This is a genomic window from Anaerocolumna sp., assembly GCF_032079385.1.
Classification (GTDB): Bacteria; Bacillota; Clostridia; order Lachnospirales; family Lachnospiraceae; genus Anaerocolumna.
In genome coordinates this window covers 186426-202670 of sequence record NZ_DAMAUC010000004.1, presented here as the reverse complement: position 1 = coordinate 202670, position 16245 = coordinate 186426, and the positions used below count along the sequence as shown (strand labels likewise).

Here is a 16245-nt window from a genome sequence, read left to right as displayed (position 1 = left end):
TAAATGATACCATCATAAATGATATCTCATTTATGATATTTTCATTCATAAAATTTCTCATTATGATTATTTTACACGTCCCCAAAGTGTATCAATTTCACTGGCGGACATTTCCCATAAATGCTTACCTTCTTGCCTTGCAAAAAATTCAACACCTACAAATCTATTTATAAACTTATTAGTAGCATTTGTCAAGGAATTTTCTGCATTTACATGTAAAAACCTTGATAAATTTACGACTGAGAACATCAAATCGCCAAATTCCTCTTCAATATCAGACTTTTGACCTATTTTTCGGGCTTCTATCAGCTCTTTGAGCTCCTCGTAAACCTTGCCTAGCACTTGATCAAAGTTCTCAAATTCCAGGCCGGCTTTTGCTGCTTTTTTTTGAACCTTCTCTGCACGGATAGTAGCCGGCAGCGCTTTGGGAATATTTAGAATGCTATCAGATATAGTATCGTAATTTTTCTCTTTTTGTTTAATAGCTTCCCAGTTATTTAGTACGGCTTCTGAATCTTTTACTTCCAGGTCTCCAAAAACATGAGGATGTCTATGAATCATCTTTTTACATTCACCGCCGATTATCTCTTCCATGGCGAACTCTTTTTCTTCTTCTGCAATGACCCCATGCATTACCACCTGCAGCAAAACATCCCCCAGCTCTTCACAAAGATTTTTATAATCCTTGTTATTAATAGCTTCAATAACCTCATAAGCCTCTTCAATCAAACACTGCTTCAAACTTTCATGGGTCTGCTCCCTATCCCAGGGGCACCCGTCCTTTGCCCGAAGTCTGCGGATAATGTTAACTAAATCCTCAAAGGAGTACTTCTTATCCTCCGCCCTTTCCTTCTTACCCTCAATCTTCTCCATAACTTACCCTCTTTTCCTTCTTTCGTACATTACAATTACTTCAAAATCATGTATAATACATTCTAATATTTATAATACCCATAATTGCAAATATAATCAATATTTGTTAAAAAATCCTTTAAATTTATCTAATTCCATACTGTTTTTTATTCCTTTACCTTTACTTCGTTCTAAAGTAAGGCAATTCTGGCCAAACAAATATAGTAATATCTATAAACATCTCCAAATATAAATAAGCCTCCCAGGGTATGGTATATAATTTTCATACGCCATACTCTGGAAGGCCATCCTAACCTATAAGGACAAATGTCCTTATCTTAAATTATTGTTCCATCTGTCTGCCTAAAAAAGCAGCTGCTGTACTAGCTAATTTTGTTTCCACTTCTCCAAATTTCACTTTTGGATCTTTTGTAAGCATAATAACAGAACCTATTGCATCACCCTCGCTTATAATCGGGTAGATAACCTGGTAAGTATAATCGTTTTCGTCATCCGCTACAATTTTAATAAAACTCTTATCTTCTTTACCGGCTAAAACATTTTCTCTTTCATTAATCACTTCTTCCAAATCTCTTGTGATTGGTTTTGAAATGATCTCTTTTTTCATACTGCCAGAAGCTGCAACGAATTGATCTTTATCAGAAATAGCAATAATGTAACCTGTAGTTTGTGCAAGAGAATCTGCATATTGTTTTGCAAATTGTCCTAGTTCTCCTATCGGTGAATATTTCTTTAAAATAATTTCACCTTCTCTATCTGTAAATATTTCTAGAGGATCTCCTTCTCTGATACGCAGTGTACGACGAATTTCTTTGGGTATAACTACACGTCCAAGATCATCTATTCTTCTTACTATTCCAGTGGCTTTCATAATAATATTCCTCCATTTGCGTGATTATCATAGTACAATACTTATGATTATTATTGTTTGTCAAAAGGAAGAATTTATACCTAAACTTGTCATTTAGATAAAAAAATATTTTTCGGGGACTTTGAATAATTTTAAATTATTCGTTTTCATAATAAACCTGATAAAGGAAAAGTCCATGTCCGCTAATTGTAATTCCTGCCTTTTGACGATCTTTGTTTCTTAAAATATTCAGCATGTCATCTGTCCCCCTATTTCCCTCACCAATTTCAATTAAGGTTCCTATTATGATTCTTACCATGTTATAAAGAAAACCATTGCCGGTAATTCCTATCCTTAATACATTTCCATTAACATGAAAATAAACATCATCAATTGTTCTTACTGTAGATTTGCCATCTCTTCTATCTGTTGAAAATCCCTTAAAATCATGAGTTCCAACTAAATAAGAGGCGGCCTTTTTCATATGTTCTATATTCAGCCTATTAGGCTCGTGATACGTATATTTTCTTAAGAAAACCGATTGTGTTTCACCCATATAAATCCGATATTCATAAGTTTTAGCCTTTGCCGAATATCTGCTATGAAAATCGAAATCCACTTCTTTAACCTCTACAACCGCAATATCTTCCGGCAGCAACTTGTTTATTCCTATAAGCATTTCCCTTAAAGGTAACTTAGTGTGACTATAAAAATTAGCAACCTGTCCCAGAGCATGGACGCCGGCATCGGTTCTGCCTGAACCAATCAGTTTAATATCTTCCTCTAACAACCTGGAAAAGCTATCTTCTAAAACTGCCTGGATAGATGACTTCTTGTTGGATTTACCAATTGTATCTTCTGCAGTTTTCCCCAGCCTTTGCCAGCCTGAATACCTGCTTCCATCATACTCTATGATTATTTTTATATTCCTTTTACTAATATTACCAAAGATTCTACCATTATTCATTGAATGAACTCCCACACCTGCTTCATTAAGCTTTTCTCTTTTGTGTAATATCTATTCCAAACTATTTAACTGCTTTTAATAAGTAAATAGATCCAATAGATAATATCCAAGATACTTATTTCCTAAAAATCAAAATACATTAATCTTACATTTATTTCTTTATAATTTTATTGAAATAATATCCGGGTTTAATAATATAAATTAGCAAATGGGTTTCCTTTACACCATATTCTCATAATAAAATTCTTAATGTGAAAAAAAGACATATGTATAATAATACATTTACTATTATACACAAGTCTTTCCAAAAGAAAACCCTAAATTTTTATATTTTACTAAATTATTCTACATCAGATGTACAAAAAGGACATTTTGTTGCCTTAATATTAATCTCAGATAAGCAATGTGGACATTTTTTAGTTGTAGGCTCCACCACCGGTGCATTCTTTTCACGCAGCTTATTCATCTGTCTTACCATGATGAAGATAACAAATGCCATAATAAGAAAATTAAGAACTCCGGTAATAAAAACTCCATAATTAATAGTGGCAACATTAGCGGCCTGAGCAGCTTGAATGTTTTCATAAGGTTGACCATCTACTGCAATAAACCAATTGGAAAAATCTAAACTTCCAGTGAAGATACTAAGAATTGGCATAATAATATCATTGACTAAAGATGTTACAATACCATTAAAAGCACCGCCAATAATAACGCCCACTGCCAAGTCTATCATATTACCTCTTAAGGCAAACTTTTTAAATTCTTTTAACATACTATACCTCGATTCCGGTGCTTTAGCACCATTTTAATAATAACAGCAATTTTGTGCGACCGCACAAATTGCCGGTTGAAAAAACTCGCTTTTTCAACCTAACCTCGATTCCAGCGCTTTAACGCTTTTAATAATTACCACAGCTTTATGCTTTCACATAAATAGCGGGATCGATTTTTAGTCTACTTCCTTTGTTCCTAATATACATCTTTTGTTCGCAAATCTACTTCCTTTGTACTTAATAAACTTATCATTCTGTATTGCTTACATTCTGATTATTTAAATTTGTGGCATGTCTATATTATAATTTAAAAAATACTAATAATCAATTAGAACAACATCGATCTGGCAGCCTTTCTATGTATATATTTTCTTTGCCGTTCCTGCTAATGCTTGCCATATTGATTATAACAGATTATGGCTATGCATGCTTGTCGATATAAAGGTATACCATTATTTACCTTGCGTCAATAACTAATAATAATTGCTAACATATATTTAATACATCCTTAAAAATAACCTTGGTTATGATTTATGGAAATTTTGGATAAAATCATGTAGATTATAAGGGTTTTTCTTAAAAATTGGGATGCAAATCCTTAAAAACTTACTTTACAAAAAATTTTTAATTATTTCTTAAATTATTGTAAGAACTGTCCTTTTATTCTCTTTTATTCTGTGCTATACTATGAATAATTGTGGGTAATTGTACTTACCCATTTTACTTATGTTCATTTTCAATATCTGACATTAAAATTTGACTCAATTAACTCCCTCTAAATTTCAAATGGATGGGATAATCAATATTACAAAGGAGTAATATCATTATGAAATTAGGATTTGATCCTCAAAAATACATTGAAGAACAATCTAAATTTATTCTAGAACGAGTAAATAATTATGACAAGCTTTACCTGGAATTTGGAGGTAAACTAATAGGGGATAAACATGCTAAGAGGGTTCTTCCGGGATTTGACGAAGATGCTAAGATCAAGCTTCTTCAAAAATTAAAGGACAAAGCGGAGATTATCATCTGTGTATATGCAGGTGATATCGAACGAAATAAAATCCGTGGTGATTTTGGTATTACTTATGATATGGACGTGTTACGCTTAATCGATGACCTTAGAGCCTATGACTTAGAAGTGAATAGTGTAGTCATTACCCGTTTTAGCGGGCAGCCTGCTACTACTGTATTCATGAATAAATTAGAACGCAGAAATATAAAGGTTTATACGCATGTGGCAATTGAAGGATACCCTACTGATGTAGATGCCATCGTTAGCGAAGAAGGTTATGGTAAAAACCCTTATATCACAACTACAAAACCTATTGTAGTTGTAACTGCACCCGGTCCGGGAAGTGGCAAACTGGCAACCTGCCTGAATCAGCTTTATCACGAATATAAAAGAGGCAATTCTTCCGGCTATTCTAAGTTTGAAACCTTCCCTGTATGGAATGTGCCTTTAAAACATCCTCTTAATGTGGCTTATGAAGCAGCCACTGTTGACTTAAAAGATGTTAATATGATGGACTATTTTCATTTTGAAGAATACAACGAAGTAGCTGTTAATTACAACAGAGACTTAGAAATGTTCCCGGTTATAAAAAGAATTATTGAAAAAATTACGGGAGAAGGATCCATTTACCAGTCACCAACTGATATGGGTGTAAACCGTTTAGGATTTGGTATCATAGACGATGATGTGGTTGCAGAAGCTTCTAGACAGGAAATTATCCGCAGATTCTTTACCACAGCCTGTGAATTTAAGAAAGGCTTAATTGACGAAGAAGGATTAAATCGAATGAAGGTCATTATGGAAGAAGTAGGATTAAAGCAGGAAGACAGAGGGCCGGTTCTCCCTGCAAGAGAATATATGTCAAAGCAAAAAGTAAGTTCTTCCGATTCTGAAAGAACTCCTGTTATTGCCTTCGAATTACCGGATGGTACTATGATAACCGGTAAAGGTTCCTCTTTAATGGATTGCTGTTCTGCTGCCATCCTGAATGCAATTAAATATATGGCAGGAATCGCAGATGAAATATATCTGCTGTCACCATTAATTTTAAATACCATTCAGGACCTAAAAGACAAGAAGTTAAAGAATAAAATACCGGCATTAAACGCAGATGAAATATTAATCGCCCTAAGTATCTGCGCTGTTACCAATCCAACTGCTCAATTAGCTTATGACAGACTGACTGAGCTAAACGGTGTACAGGCTCACTCCACTGTAATGTTAAACAGACGCAGCGAACAATTGCTTCGTGACTTAGGAATAGATGTTACCTGCGATCCGTTCTATCCATCAGAGAATTTGTACTATATCTAAAAGTATGCTTTACTGGTAAATAATATAGAATAACCACCGAACAATAATTAAAGTAATATAGAAAGTGCCACTAGCTAACTACATGTTAAGTTAGCTAGTGGCACTTCTTTTATTTTCTATAGTTAGCTTATTTATATTACTGTTTATGTCGACTTAAAATTTGATTATAAAGTTACATCTATTGTATTTACTGACGGAACTACTAAAACTGTAAAAAAGAAAATAAGTGCATCTCTTTATTAATGCAAAACTATTTTATATCAACCTTAAAATACTCATCTAGTCCATTAGCGATTCCTTGCACCATTTTATCTTGGTATTTTTCTGTAGCCATTAATTTATCCTCTTTTGGATTTGTCATAAATCCCATCTCGACAATCGTAACCGGAACTTCACACCAGTTTATACCACTCATAGTATCCGTTTCCCAAACTCCTTTGGAATTGGCCCCTGTGGTCTCTAGCATTCCATCTAAAACAGCTTTCGAAAGAGCTTTACATTTTTTATATAGGCTGCTGATATAAGGGTTTTCTTTTGTGGGACTAATAGTCATGATACCGGATACTTTACTATTATCGGAGCCGTTGGCATGAATTCGGATAAATACATCTGCCTTTGCTTCATTGGCAATGGCTGCCCTTTCACTATTGCTGATATTTACATCATGGGTTTCACGAACCATAATGACTTCATATCCTCTTTTTACAAGTTCCTTTTTCAATTTTATGGACACGTCCAGAGTCAATTCATACTCTTTTAGTCCACTGGCAACCCCTGTGGTACCGGAGGCAACTTTTGCTTTCTTCTCCTTAGCCCCGGGTCCTACCGGTTCTTTTTCATTGTTCCCTTTCGCTTGATGCCCTGCATCAATAACGACTAACTTCTTCTCTTTCTTTGTTTCCTTATTCTTACTTTGATTTTTATTTGCTTTTTTATTTTTTCCGCTCTCTTTTGTTTCTTTTATTGAGCTCTCTTTTGTTTCTTTTATTGAGCTCTCTTTTGTTTCTTTTATTGAGCTCTCTTTTTTACTTTTTGCACTTGGGATTTTACTTTCTTTTATACTCCCGCTCTTACTTTTTTCTGCAATTTCCTTCTTACTTTCTTCTGTAATTTCCTTCTTGCTTTCTTCTGCAATTTCCTTCTTGCTTTCTTCTATACCTGTATCTTCATTTTTGCTTTTCTTTACATCTATATTCTTACTTTCATTTTCTTTTTCTTTCGCACCTGTATGTATAATAGCATCCGGCGCATTATTAACTTCTGATTTTTCTGTTTCTTTTATATCTTGTTCCAATGTTTTAGTTTCCGAAAGCATTGGTTCTGCCACTTTGGGGTAGGAAAGGTTATCCTTCTTACTGCTGCATCCCCACAGGAAAATAAAACTGGAAAGAACTAAAATAAACTTAAACTTTTCTTTGAACATAATTCTATTCCTCTCTTATATATAAAAAGACTATAAAATAAGCGGATTTACCAATTTATTTTATAGTCTTTGTCTTACGGTCTTTAAAATGGATTATTTATCTATTTTTTATCTTCTGGAGTTTTATCCGCTGTATCTTCTGCTGCTTCTCCCGCCTTATCTTCGGTATTTTTTCCCGTTGTATCTCCGGCTTTTTCGTCCGTAGCAGCATCTGATGCTTTATCTGAATCCGCATCTTCTGATATAAAAGTTAGGGTGTCCCATATTTCATTATTTACTTTTACATCGGTATCTTTGTTCCATTCTTCATATAACTTTTGGAAAGCATCTGATTGTCTATTTGATATGATTTCTTCTTTTTGCTCCTGTGTTGCATCTTCGTTGAAATCACTTACACAGTATAGAATATGGAATCCATAATCTGTTTCTACAATATCACTTACTTCTCCTGGTTTCATTGCAAAGGCTGCTTCTTCAAATGGTTTTACCATCTCGCCTTTACCAAAGGTATATTCTACACTTGAATCGTCGGTATTGGCTTCTGCCAATTTATTAAAATCATCAGTTTCTTTTGCTTCCTTTAATAACTTCTCTGCTTTTTTACGTGCTTCTGCTTTTTCTTCTTCTGTAAAGTTTACAGTTTTACCGGTTTCATCGGTTTTTTGCGTTTTAATTAAAAGATGTTGAATGGTTATCTGTTTTGCTTCTTCGTCAGATACATCCGTATCTACATCTAAAGTAGCTGCTTCATAAACTTTTTGTTTTAATAAATCATCTTTAAGTATATTAGTAACAATCTCTTCTGTTATTCCGTAGGCAGCTTTATCTTCCTCTGTAATACCTGCTAAGAATTTTGTTGTATATTCTTTTATATCTGCTTCTTCATCTTCTGAAATTGATACGTTAAATTTAGCTGCTTTTTCACTTATTATTTTGTTCTGAACCATCATGTTCATAATATCCTGCTTAGCCAATTCTTCAAAAGTCTGGCCTCCGCCAAAATCATATCCCCATATTTCAGAACCGTATTGTGCTTCCATCTGGGCTTGAAATGACTTAAAGTAAGCCATTGCTTCACTATATAAAATCTTTTTATTTCCAACAGAAACTACTTCTTTTCCAAATAATTTATTGTCTGTTTCTGTACCTTTCTCATCTGTTTCCTTTTCGTTCGTACCCTGGTTTGTGCTTGTTCCATCATTCGCTTTTTTACCAGGCTTTAAACAAGCTACTGCAAACACCGAAATTGATGTTAAAAGCCCTAAGTACATTAATCTTTTTGCTATTTTCTTCATTCTTTCCTCTTTCCTGCCTAAGTCAGTCTATCTCCGAAAAAACTACAGGCGCAATTTTACTACATAACACATGTCTCATTATAGTTTAATTTTCTTCATCTAGCAATAGTTTTAAATCATTTAATAGATTTTTCACATTTTCAAAAAAGGTTATACAATCTATTTTCCCTTTCACTATTTTCTTTAAATCATACGTAAAGTAGGGATTTGCCTCCATGGTAAGTTTTAAAGCCGGCTGGTATTTTTTAATTAATTCCGGAAATTGATCCGCTCTTAATTTTGCCTTATTATACATGACCAATTTAACCTGATCATTTTTATGAATCATGGAAGTAATGTATACTCCATGGCACATAGATTTTATAAGTGCAATGTTCAATAAATTGTTGACAGAAGTAGGAATATCTCCAAAACGATCCAGTAATTCCTCCTGCATATCAAGGAATTCTTCTTCATCTTCAATCTCTGCAATTCGTTTATACACATCCAGTTTTTGAAGTTCACTTTTGATATAAGTAGCAGGAATAAATGCATCCATATCCACATCCACGGTGGTATCGAAGGTTTCTTCCTCTACCGTATCCCCTTTCATAGCCCGCACTGCATCATTTAACATCTTGCAGTACAAATCATATCCTACCGCTTCCATATGCCCGCTTTGCTGTGCGCCGAGCAGATTTCCGGCACCACGGATTTCTAAGTCCCTCATGGCAATCTTAAAACCGGAACCCAGCTCTGTAAATTCTTTAATGGCTTGAAGTCGTTTTTCCGCTATCTCTTTTAACATTTTGTCTCTTTTATACATCAAAAAGGCATAGGCAGTTCGATTAGACCTTCCCACACGTCCTCTTAACTGATATAGCTGGGATAGACCAAGGCGGTCCGCATCATCAATAATCATAGTGTTCACATTAGAAATATCAAGGCCTGTTTCGATAATGGTTGTAGATACCAGAACATCAATTTCTCCATTAATAAAGTCAAACATAATACGTTCCAATTCCCGTTCGCTCATCTGACCATGGGCAAAGGAGACATTTGCCTCCGGCACTAACTTTGCTATTTTTCCTGCAATTTCATCAATGCCATTTACACGGTTGTACACATAATACACCTGTCCATCCCTTGCCATTTCCCGGTTTATAGCTTCCCTGATAATTTCGTCATTATGTTCTAAGACGTAAGTCTGAATGGGCATTCTATCCACCGGCGGTTCATCCAAAACACTCATATCACGAATTCCGATTAAGCTCATATGAAGAGTTCTTGGAATAGGTGTGGCCGTTAAGGTAAGTACGTCCACTTCCCCTTTTAGCTGCTTGATTTTTTCTTTATGTGTCACTCCAAACCGCTGTTCTTCATCCACAATCAGCAGTCCTAAATTCTTAAATTCTATGTCCTTTGACAAAACCCTGTGGGTGCCGATTATAATATCCAGGCTTCCTTTTTTTAGCCGCTCAATTACTTTCTTCTGCTGGGCAGGGGTCCGAAAACGTGAAAGCATATCGATGCTGATAGGAAAATCCATCATTCTTTGTACAAAGGTATTATAATGCTGCTGGGCCAATATAGTAGTGGGCACCAGAATGACTACCTGCTTACCGTCAGAAACAGCTTTAAATGCCGCACGAATGGCGATCTCTGTCTTGCCATAACCTACGTCACCGCAGATTAAACGATCCATAATCTTCTTACTTTCCATATCTCTTTTTGTCTCTTCAATAGCCCGAATCTGGTCATCTGTTTCTTCATAAGGAAACATTTCTTCAAATTCTTTTTGCCACACCGTATCAGAGTCAAACTGGTAACCGGTTTTAGACTGCCGGATAGCATAAAGCTCTACTAATTCCTTGGCAATCTCTTTTACAGCTCCTTTTACTCTTGCCTTTGTTTTCTTCCATTCTGGCGAATTCAGTTTGTTTAGTTTCGGCTTCTTGGCTTCTGCACCGGCATATTTTTGTATCACATCAAGGCCTGTTGCAAGTATATACAACACGCCTCCTCCTGCATATTCAATCTTAATATAATCTTTTGTTATTTTATCTACTTCAATCTTTTCAATACCCCGGTAGACACCCAGTCCATGATTTTCATGAACCACGTAATCGCCAATGTTTAGATCCGTAAAACTTTGTATCTTCTTACCGTCATATTCTTTTATCTTCCGCTTCTTCTTTTTTTCAGCACCAAAAATATCACTTTCCGATATGATAACAAACTTAATAAGGGGATATTCAAAACCTTTGTGAAGACTTCCATGGGCAACCATGATCTCGCCCTTTTGAATAACACGATCCATATCTTCACTATAAAATGCAGTTAAATCATGCTCCATTAAATCTTCACTCAGTCTTTTGGCTCTGGTTCTGGAACCTGATAACAAAAGAATACGATATCCGCTTTTCTTCCACTTTGCCAAGTCCTTTATAAGAACATCAAAATTATTGTTATAAGGATTTACAGACCGTACCGTAAAATCATACTTGGATTTCATAGTAAAGACATTTGACTTATAATCCATGGTACTTAATAATATGGTATTCTTACGGTTTAAATTGGCAAGAAGCTCTTTGTAGCTATATATAACATCACTTTGTCCCGGAAGAATATAACCCTTTTCCATTCGGCCAATCATACCTTCTCTGAACTCTGTTTCTACCGCTTCCCCTTTTTCTACAACTCTGGAGGGTTCATCCAGAAAAATAATAGAGTTATCCCCTTCAAAGTACTCAAATAAGGAGACCGTTTTATCATAAAAATAATTGATATAACTATCAATTCCTACAAAGCTTTGAAAATGAACGATATTTTCTTTGAACTCATCAATAATATTCTGAATACGGGCAGCTTCCTCTGTTTTAAATTGTTCACGGAGCTTTGCCACATATTGTTTTTTCTCATCCTCAATTTTTTTAAGGCCTTCTAACATTCTCTCCTTACTAAGGATCATTTCCGCCGCAGGATATATTTTAAGGCCTTTAACATTCTCAATAGATCTTTGGCTGTCTACATCAAAGGAACGAATAGAATCTACTTCATCCCCCCATAGTTCAATACGGTAAGGACAGTCTTCCGTAGGAGGATAAATATCCAAAATACCTCCTCTTACAGCAAATTCCCCAGGGCCTTCCACCTGTCCCTGTCTTTCGTAACCCAGATGAATCAGCTTTTCCTGAAGCCTTGTAAAGTCAACGGTAGCAGCTTCCTCTATGGTAATTACAGATTCTTTTAAAGAATCAAAAGGAAGAATTTTATCCATTCCTCCGTCCAATGTTGTAATAATCGTTACCGGCTCATGTTCCATAAGCTTTCTTAAGATCTTAAGCCGGTTCTTCACAAGGGCGTTGCCATGAATATCCGCACTGTAGAAGATAATGTCCTTTGCCGGATACAGATACACATTTTTATCATAAAGCTTATAATCTTCATATATTTCCTTTGCTTTCATATCATTATAAGTTATGACTAATTTCCATGGATAGCCTTCACCCAAGCCACTGATGAGATGACATTTCTGTGAGTCTATGCAACCTGTAACCTGCACTGGTGTGTTTTTTAATTTTAAGTTGTCCTTAATGTCATTAAATTCTTTTAATTCCTTCAGAGGAGAAGTAAAGGTTTTCAAATTGCTGCCTCCTTTATAGACACCTATTGCGTTATTTTCTATTATAAATATTCATTGCAGATTCCATTCCATCTGTAATAATTGATTTCACTGCTTCGGAAGACCTCTTTAGAGCCTCACGAATAACAGGCTCTTCTTCTTTTGGAAAACGGGACAGCACATAGTCTGCCAGATCCCAATCCTCCGGTTTATCTCCTACTCCTATTTTAATCCTTGCAAATTCCTCAGTACCCAGGTGGCTGATTATATTCTTAATTCCGTTATGACCTCCCGCACTTCCTTTACTTCGAAGGCGAAGCTGCCCAACCTCCAAACTAATATCATCATATATTACTATGATTTCTTCGTTGGATACTTTATAAAAATCCACTAATTCTCTTACACTTTCTCCGCTTAGATTCATAAAGGTCTGAGGTTGTGCAAGCACTACCTTTTCACCTCCAATGTATCCCTTTCCGCATACAGCTTTATGTTTTTTAAAATCCAAAGGAATATTATACTCATCAGCTATTCGCGTTATGGCATCAAAACCAATATTATGTCTCGTTGCTGCGTATTTTCGATCCGGATTTCCCAGTCCTATAATAATGTACATAATTATACCCATTGCATATCACAAGCTTTCCTGTGATACTGCCATTCATAAATCATGTGAAAGAATTCAATTTTCGGCATCCTTTCATTCTTAATTTTCTTTCACTTTCTAAATATTAATCTCCATAAGAAGATGCTGCAGCTGCTGCAGAAGTACTGGATACAGCAATAAGCATTGCTGTTTGCTGTGCTATTACAAGATTTGTTATCCCATTAGCCAAAGTCATTGTAAGGGAATCCTTTTTGGTTTCCTTCAGGTATTCCTCAACTACCAGTACCGAACTAAATAAAGTCCGGTCCTGTTTGGATAAGGACCATCTTCCAAAGCCTTTTTTCCCCAACAAATATTTATTGACCTCTGCAATTTCATCTGTCAGCTTCTCTACATCTTCACTAACCAATACTAATATGCCAAGATTAGCAAGATTATGATATTTTGACGCCTTGCAATCTTTACTATTCAAACTTTCAAACACTTCTATTACTCTGTTGCACTTTTCCTGAGCAGGTTCTTCTCCCATAGCAAGAACATGGGTTAAAGATTGAAGTTCATTACCCACACCGAAATTTTTCTTTAACAGCTCATAGCAAATCTCCATCTCGTTAATTGCATAAGTGATATCTAAATCCGTTGCTGCTAACATTGCCGCATATCCATAATCATCTGCAGAAGTTAAAAATTTATGTTCTCTTTTCATTGCATCATAGAATTCTTTGGCTCTGCCAATGACCGCTGCCCCATCCTGTTCAGGCCTTTGCTTTGCCACAGAGAATGCAGCTAAAGTTAAATAGGGCGAACCACGAAAACCAACTTTTTTCATTTCTTCGTATATGTTCTTTGTTTTTAAAAACATTTCTTCCTGATTCTTTTCAAGAGAAAATAAAGTTGATAAAATAAAAAACGAAATATCTTTAAAGGAAGAAAAAACTCCTGTATTATTCTTAATAATTCCTTTTGCCTTCTTAATCGCTTCCACATCAGCTTTGATACCGGAATTGACACAAATAGCAGCGCCTAATCTTAGCATCATGGAGTATTCCCATTTAAAATTCTTCTTTAGTATCCCATAGTTTTCTTCAAATAAATCACATTTGTATTGTAGATTGTTACTTAACACTCTAATACCTCCCTCTTTTCACAAGAACGGACTACATGTACAATACTGCAAAATATGCAAGCAACAACGCCGCACCTATAGTAATGTATACGTGCAGCGTTGTTTCATATTGCTTATTATTATAAATCATTGTAAATTTTATGGCAATAGTTTTTCTAATACTAATTCCTTATTAAGAGCGGACAAGTCTTTTAAACTGAATGTTACTCTTAAATCTTGTTAAACTTGCTTTTTTATGTTTTACTATAATAGAATTTACTTATATTCGATTATTGGTTTATTAAAAGAACGAGGTGATACCATGTCTGCTGAAATTACATTAGAGGGAATTTTAAAAGAACTGTATAATATATCCGGCTTCCGAATCAGTATCTATGATACCGAATTTAACGAAATAAGTGCCTATCCTAAAAATTTAAGTTGCTATTGCAGTCTTATACAAAAATCTACGGAAGGAAAACAAAAATGCGTACAAAATGATATCAATGCTTTTGAAAAAGTACAGATTTTGAAAAATGTATATATCTACAAATGTCATTTTGGCTTGTGTGAAGCTGTTGCACCTCTTTATAGCTTCGGCTCCTTAACCGGTTACCTGATGATGGGGCAATATTTAGATGATGATTCCGAATCTAAGAATAATGCCTTTTATGCTGCATTGCCCTATACAAAAGATAAAAACAGTTTATCCGAGGCTTTAAAACAAGTTCCTGTCAGCTCCAAAGAAACCATTCAATCGGTAATTACCATAATGAATGTTTGTGCTCAATATATTACTTTAAGCAACCGTCTAAATCATCAAAAACAAGACCTTGCCCTGAAAGTAAAAGAATACCTTGATATAAATTATAGCAGAAAAATCTCCATTGATTTATTATGCTCCCATTTTTTCTGTTCAAAATCCACCCTGCATACTCATTTTAAGGAGAGGTTTCATAAAGGTATCAATCAATATCTGACAGAAGTCCGTCTTCAGCATGGAGAAAATTACCTGCGAAACAGTAAGAAAACCATTGGGGAAATTACATCGTTATGTGGTTTTTCCGACCAAAATTATTTTACCAAAGCATTTACAAAACATAAAAACATGTCCCCGACAGAATTTCGTAAAAGCTGTGAAATAGGTGATGAAAGGGTAGATTAAATTTAATTATCCAGGAATTAATTTTTAATCTTCGCAAGAAATCCAGATAAAAAACTCCGAAAGTTTAAAGATATTTCGGAGTTTTATTTATTTTATTTAAATTTATTGTCTATATCCATCCGGATTATGACTTTGCCAATTCCATGCATCCTGACACATTTTTTCAATATCATATTTTGCTGTCCAATCTAATTCTCTTTCTGCCTTTTCTGGATTGGAATAGCATGCAGCTACATCTCCCGGACGGCGGTCAGTAATTTGATATGGAAGTTCTTTTCTACATGCTTTTTCAAAAGCATGAACCATTTCTAATACAGAATATCCTCTTCCTGTTCCTAAGTTATAAATATATACTCCTGGATTTCCAGCTTTTTTCTCAATGGCTTTCAGGTGACCGATACTTAAATCAACTACATGGATATAATCTCTTACACCGGTACCGTCAACTGTAGGATAGTCGTTACCGTATATACTTACCTGTTTTAATTTACCCGTAGCAACCTGCGCAATGTATGGAAGAAGATTATTAGGGATTCCACGTGGGTCTTCTCCGATACGTCCGCTTTCATGGGCTCCGATCGGATTAAAATAACGAAGGATTACAATGGAGAATCTGGAATCCGATACATATAAGTCTTGTAAAATCTGTTCAATCATTAACTTAGTCGTTCCATATGGATTGGTTGTGGATAGTGGGAAATCCTCCGTAATAGGTAATTTCTCAGGTGTTCCATAAACCGTTGCAGAGGAGGAGAATACTAAATTAAATACATCATGCTTTTGCATAATATCCAGTAGATTAAAGGTCCCTGTTAAATTATTATGATAATATCTTAAAGGAATGCTTACAGATTCTCCTACTGCTTTTAAACCTGCAAAATGTATAACTGCATCCACCATATTTTCATCAAATATTTCATCTAACGCACCATAATCAAGTAAATCAGCCTCATAAAATAATATATTTTTTCCTGTCAGTTCCTTCACTCGTTTAAGGGATTCTTCACTGGAATTGGATAAATTATCAACAACAATAACATCATGTCCGGCATTTAACAACTCCAGACAAGTATGGCTTCCAATAAAACCCGCCCCGCCGGTTACCAATATATTCATAACAACACCTATGCCTTTCCTTTATATTCTGCCTCATAAGTTTCTTTAAGCTATGCCTTATGAAGGCAGGTAATTGAATCTTCAATATATTCATTACAGTATAGTATACTATACTGTTCTATCTATTTCCAT

At 35.0% G+C, this 16245-nt stretch carries 12 protein-coding genes; 2 read left to right on the top strand and 10 right to left on the bottom strand.

Going from position 1 to position 16245, the window contains the following annotated elements; all coding sequences use genetic code 11:
* Window positions 1-66: 66 nt before the first annotated feature.
* The 4 genes from mazG to mscL form a co-directional block, all read right to left on the bottom strand.
* Window positions 67-873, bottom strand: coding sequence for a nucleoside triphosphate pyrophosphohydrolase (gene mazG / locus RT261_RS05440; protein WP_313130359.1), 807 nt, complete (start codon window positions 871-873; stop codon window positions 67-69).
* 322 nt (window positions 874-1195) lie between these two features.
* A complete protein-coding gene (gene spoVT, locus RT261_RS05435) occupies window positions 1196-1744 on the bottom strand; it encodes a stage V sporulation protein T (RefSeq protein ID WP_313130358.1) in 549 nt (182 codons plus the stop codon).
* 136 nt (window positions 1745-1880) lie between these two features.
* Window positions 1881-2690, bottom strand: coding sequence for a tRNA pseudouridine(38-40) synthase TruA (truA, locus tag RT261_RS05430; RefSeq protein WP_313130356.1), 810 nt, complete (start codon window positions 2688-2690; stop codon window positions 1881-1883).
* Between the two features lie 340 nt (window positions 2691-3030).
* Entirely contained in the window at window positions 3031-3465 is a 435-nt protein-coding gene (gene mscL, locus RT261_RS05425) for a large conductance mechanosensitive channel protein MscL (RefSeq protein ID WP_313130354.1), read from the bottom strand.
* A gap of 827 nt (window positions 3466-4292) precedes the next feature.
* Here mscL and RT261_RS05420 point away from each other — a divergent pair.
* Complete coding sequence (locus RT261_RS05420; protein ID WP_313130352.1) at window positions 4293-5798, top strand: DUF1846 domain-containing protein; 1506 nt, start codon at window positions 4293-4295, stop codon at window positions 5796-5798.
* Between the two features lie 250 nt (window positions 5799-6048).
* Here RT261_RS05420 and RT261_RS05415 read toward each other — a convergent pair whose 3' ends face one another.
* The 5 genes from RT261_RS05415 to RT261_RS05395 form a co-directional block, all read right to left on the bottom strand.
* Complete coding sequence (locus tag RT261_RS05415; RefSeq protein WP_313130350.1) at window positions 6049-7221, bottom strand: N-acetylmuramoyl-L-alanine amidase family protein; 1173 nt, start codon at window positions 7219-7221, stop codon at window positions 6049-6051.
* Between the two features lie 101 nt (window positions 7222-7322).
* Window positions 7323-8516 (bottom strand): peptidylprolyl isomerase, encoded by a 1194-nt coding sequence (locus RT261_RS05410; RefSeq protein ID WP_313130348.1) that lies wholly within the window; start codon window positions 8514-8516, stop codon window positions 7323-7325.
* Window positions 8517-8601: 85 nt separating this feature from the next.
* Window positions 8602-12141 (bottom strand): transcription-repair coupling factor, encoded by a 3540-nt coding sequence (mfd, locus tag RT261_RS05405; protein ID WP_313130345.1) that lies wholly within the window; start codon window positions 12139-12141, stop codon window positions 8602-8604.
* A gap of 31 nt (window positions 12142-12172) precedes the next feature.
* Window positions 12173-12736, bottom strand: a complete 564-nt coding sequence (pth, locus tag RT261_RS05400; RefSeq protein WP_313130493.1) for an aminoacyl-tRNA hydrolase — start codon at window positions 12734-12736, stop codon at window positions 12173-12175.
* A 115-nt stretch (window positions 12737-12851) separates the two neighbouring features.
* Entirely contained in the window at window positions 12852-13853 is a 1002-nt protein-coding gene (locus RT261_RS05395; protein ID WP_313130343.1) for a DUF4003 family protein, read from the bottom strand.
* Window positions 13854-14088: 235 nt separating this feature from the next.
* On the opposite strand from RT261_RS05395, the gene RT261_RS05390 reads away from it, so the two are divergent.
* On the top strand, window positions 14089-14997 hold the full coding sequence (locus RT261_RS05390; RefSeq protein ID WP_313130341.1) for a PocR ligand-binding domain-containing protein: 909 nt from the start codon (window positions 14089-14091) through the stop codon (window positions 14995-14997).
* A 102-nt stretch (window positions 14998-15099) separates the two neighbouring features.
* On the opposite strand, the gene galE is transcribed toward RT261_RS05390, so the two are convergent.
* Window positions 15100-16113: a UDP-glucose 4-epimerase GalE gene (galE, locus tag RT261_RS05385; protein ID WP_313130339.1), complete on the bottom strand. Its 1014-nt coding sequence runs from the start codon at window positions 16111-16113 to the stop codon at window positions 15100-15102.
* Between the last annotated feature and the right edge of the window lie 132 nt (window positions 16114-16245).

Bases quoted from the DNA above. Each gene is read 5' to 3' on its own strand.
- RT261_RS05415 (WP_313130350.1), bottom strand. From the start codon at position 7,221: ATGTTCAAAGAAAAGTTTAAGTTTATTTTAGTTCTTTCCAGTTTTATT.
- mazG (WP_313130359.1), bottom strand. From the start codon at position 873: ATGGAGAAGATTGAGGGTAAGAAGGAAAGGGCGGAGGATAAGAAGTAC.
- RT261_RS05390 (WP_313130341.1), top strand. From the start codon at position 14,089: ATGTTTTACTATAATAGAATTTACTTATATTCGATTATTGGTTTATTA.
- truA (WP_313130356.1), bottom strand. From the start codon at position 2,690: ATGAATAATGGTAGAATCTTTGGTAATATTAGTAAAAGGAATATAAAA.
- RT261_RS05410 (WP_313130348.1), bottom strand. From the start codon at position 8,516: ATGAAGAAAATAGCAAAAAGATTAATGTACTTAGGGCTTTTAACATCA.
- pth (WP_313130493.1), bottom strand. From the start codon at position 12,736: ATGTACATTATTATAGGACTGGGAAATCCGGATCGAAAATACGCAGCA.
- galE (WP_313130339.1), bottom strand. From the start codon at position 16,113: ATGAATATATTGGTAACCGGCGGGGCGGGTTTTATTGGAAGCCATACT.
- spoVT (WP_313130358.1), bottom strand. From the start codon at position 1,744: ATGAAAGCCACTGGAATAGTAAGAAGAATAGATGATCTTGGACGTGTA.
- mscL (WP_313130354.1), bottom strand. From the start codon at position 3,465: ATGTTAAAAGAATTTAAAAAGTTTGCCTTAAGAGGTAATATGATAGAC.
- RT261_RS05420 (WP_313130352.1), top strand. From the start codon at position 4,293: ATGAAATTAGGATTTGATCCTCAAAAATACATTGAAGAACAATCTAAA.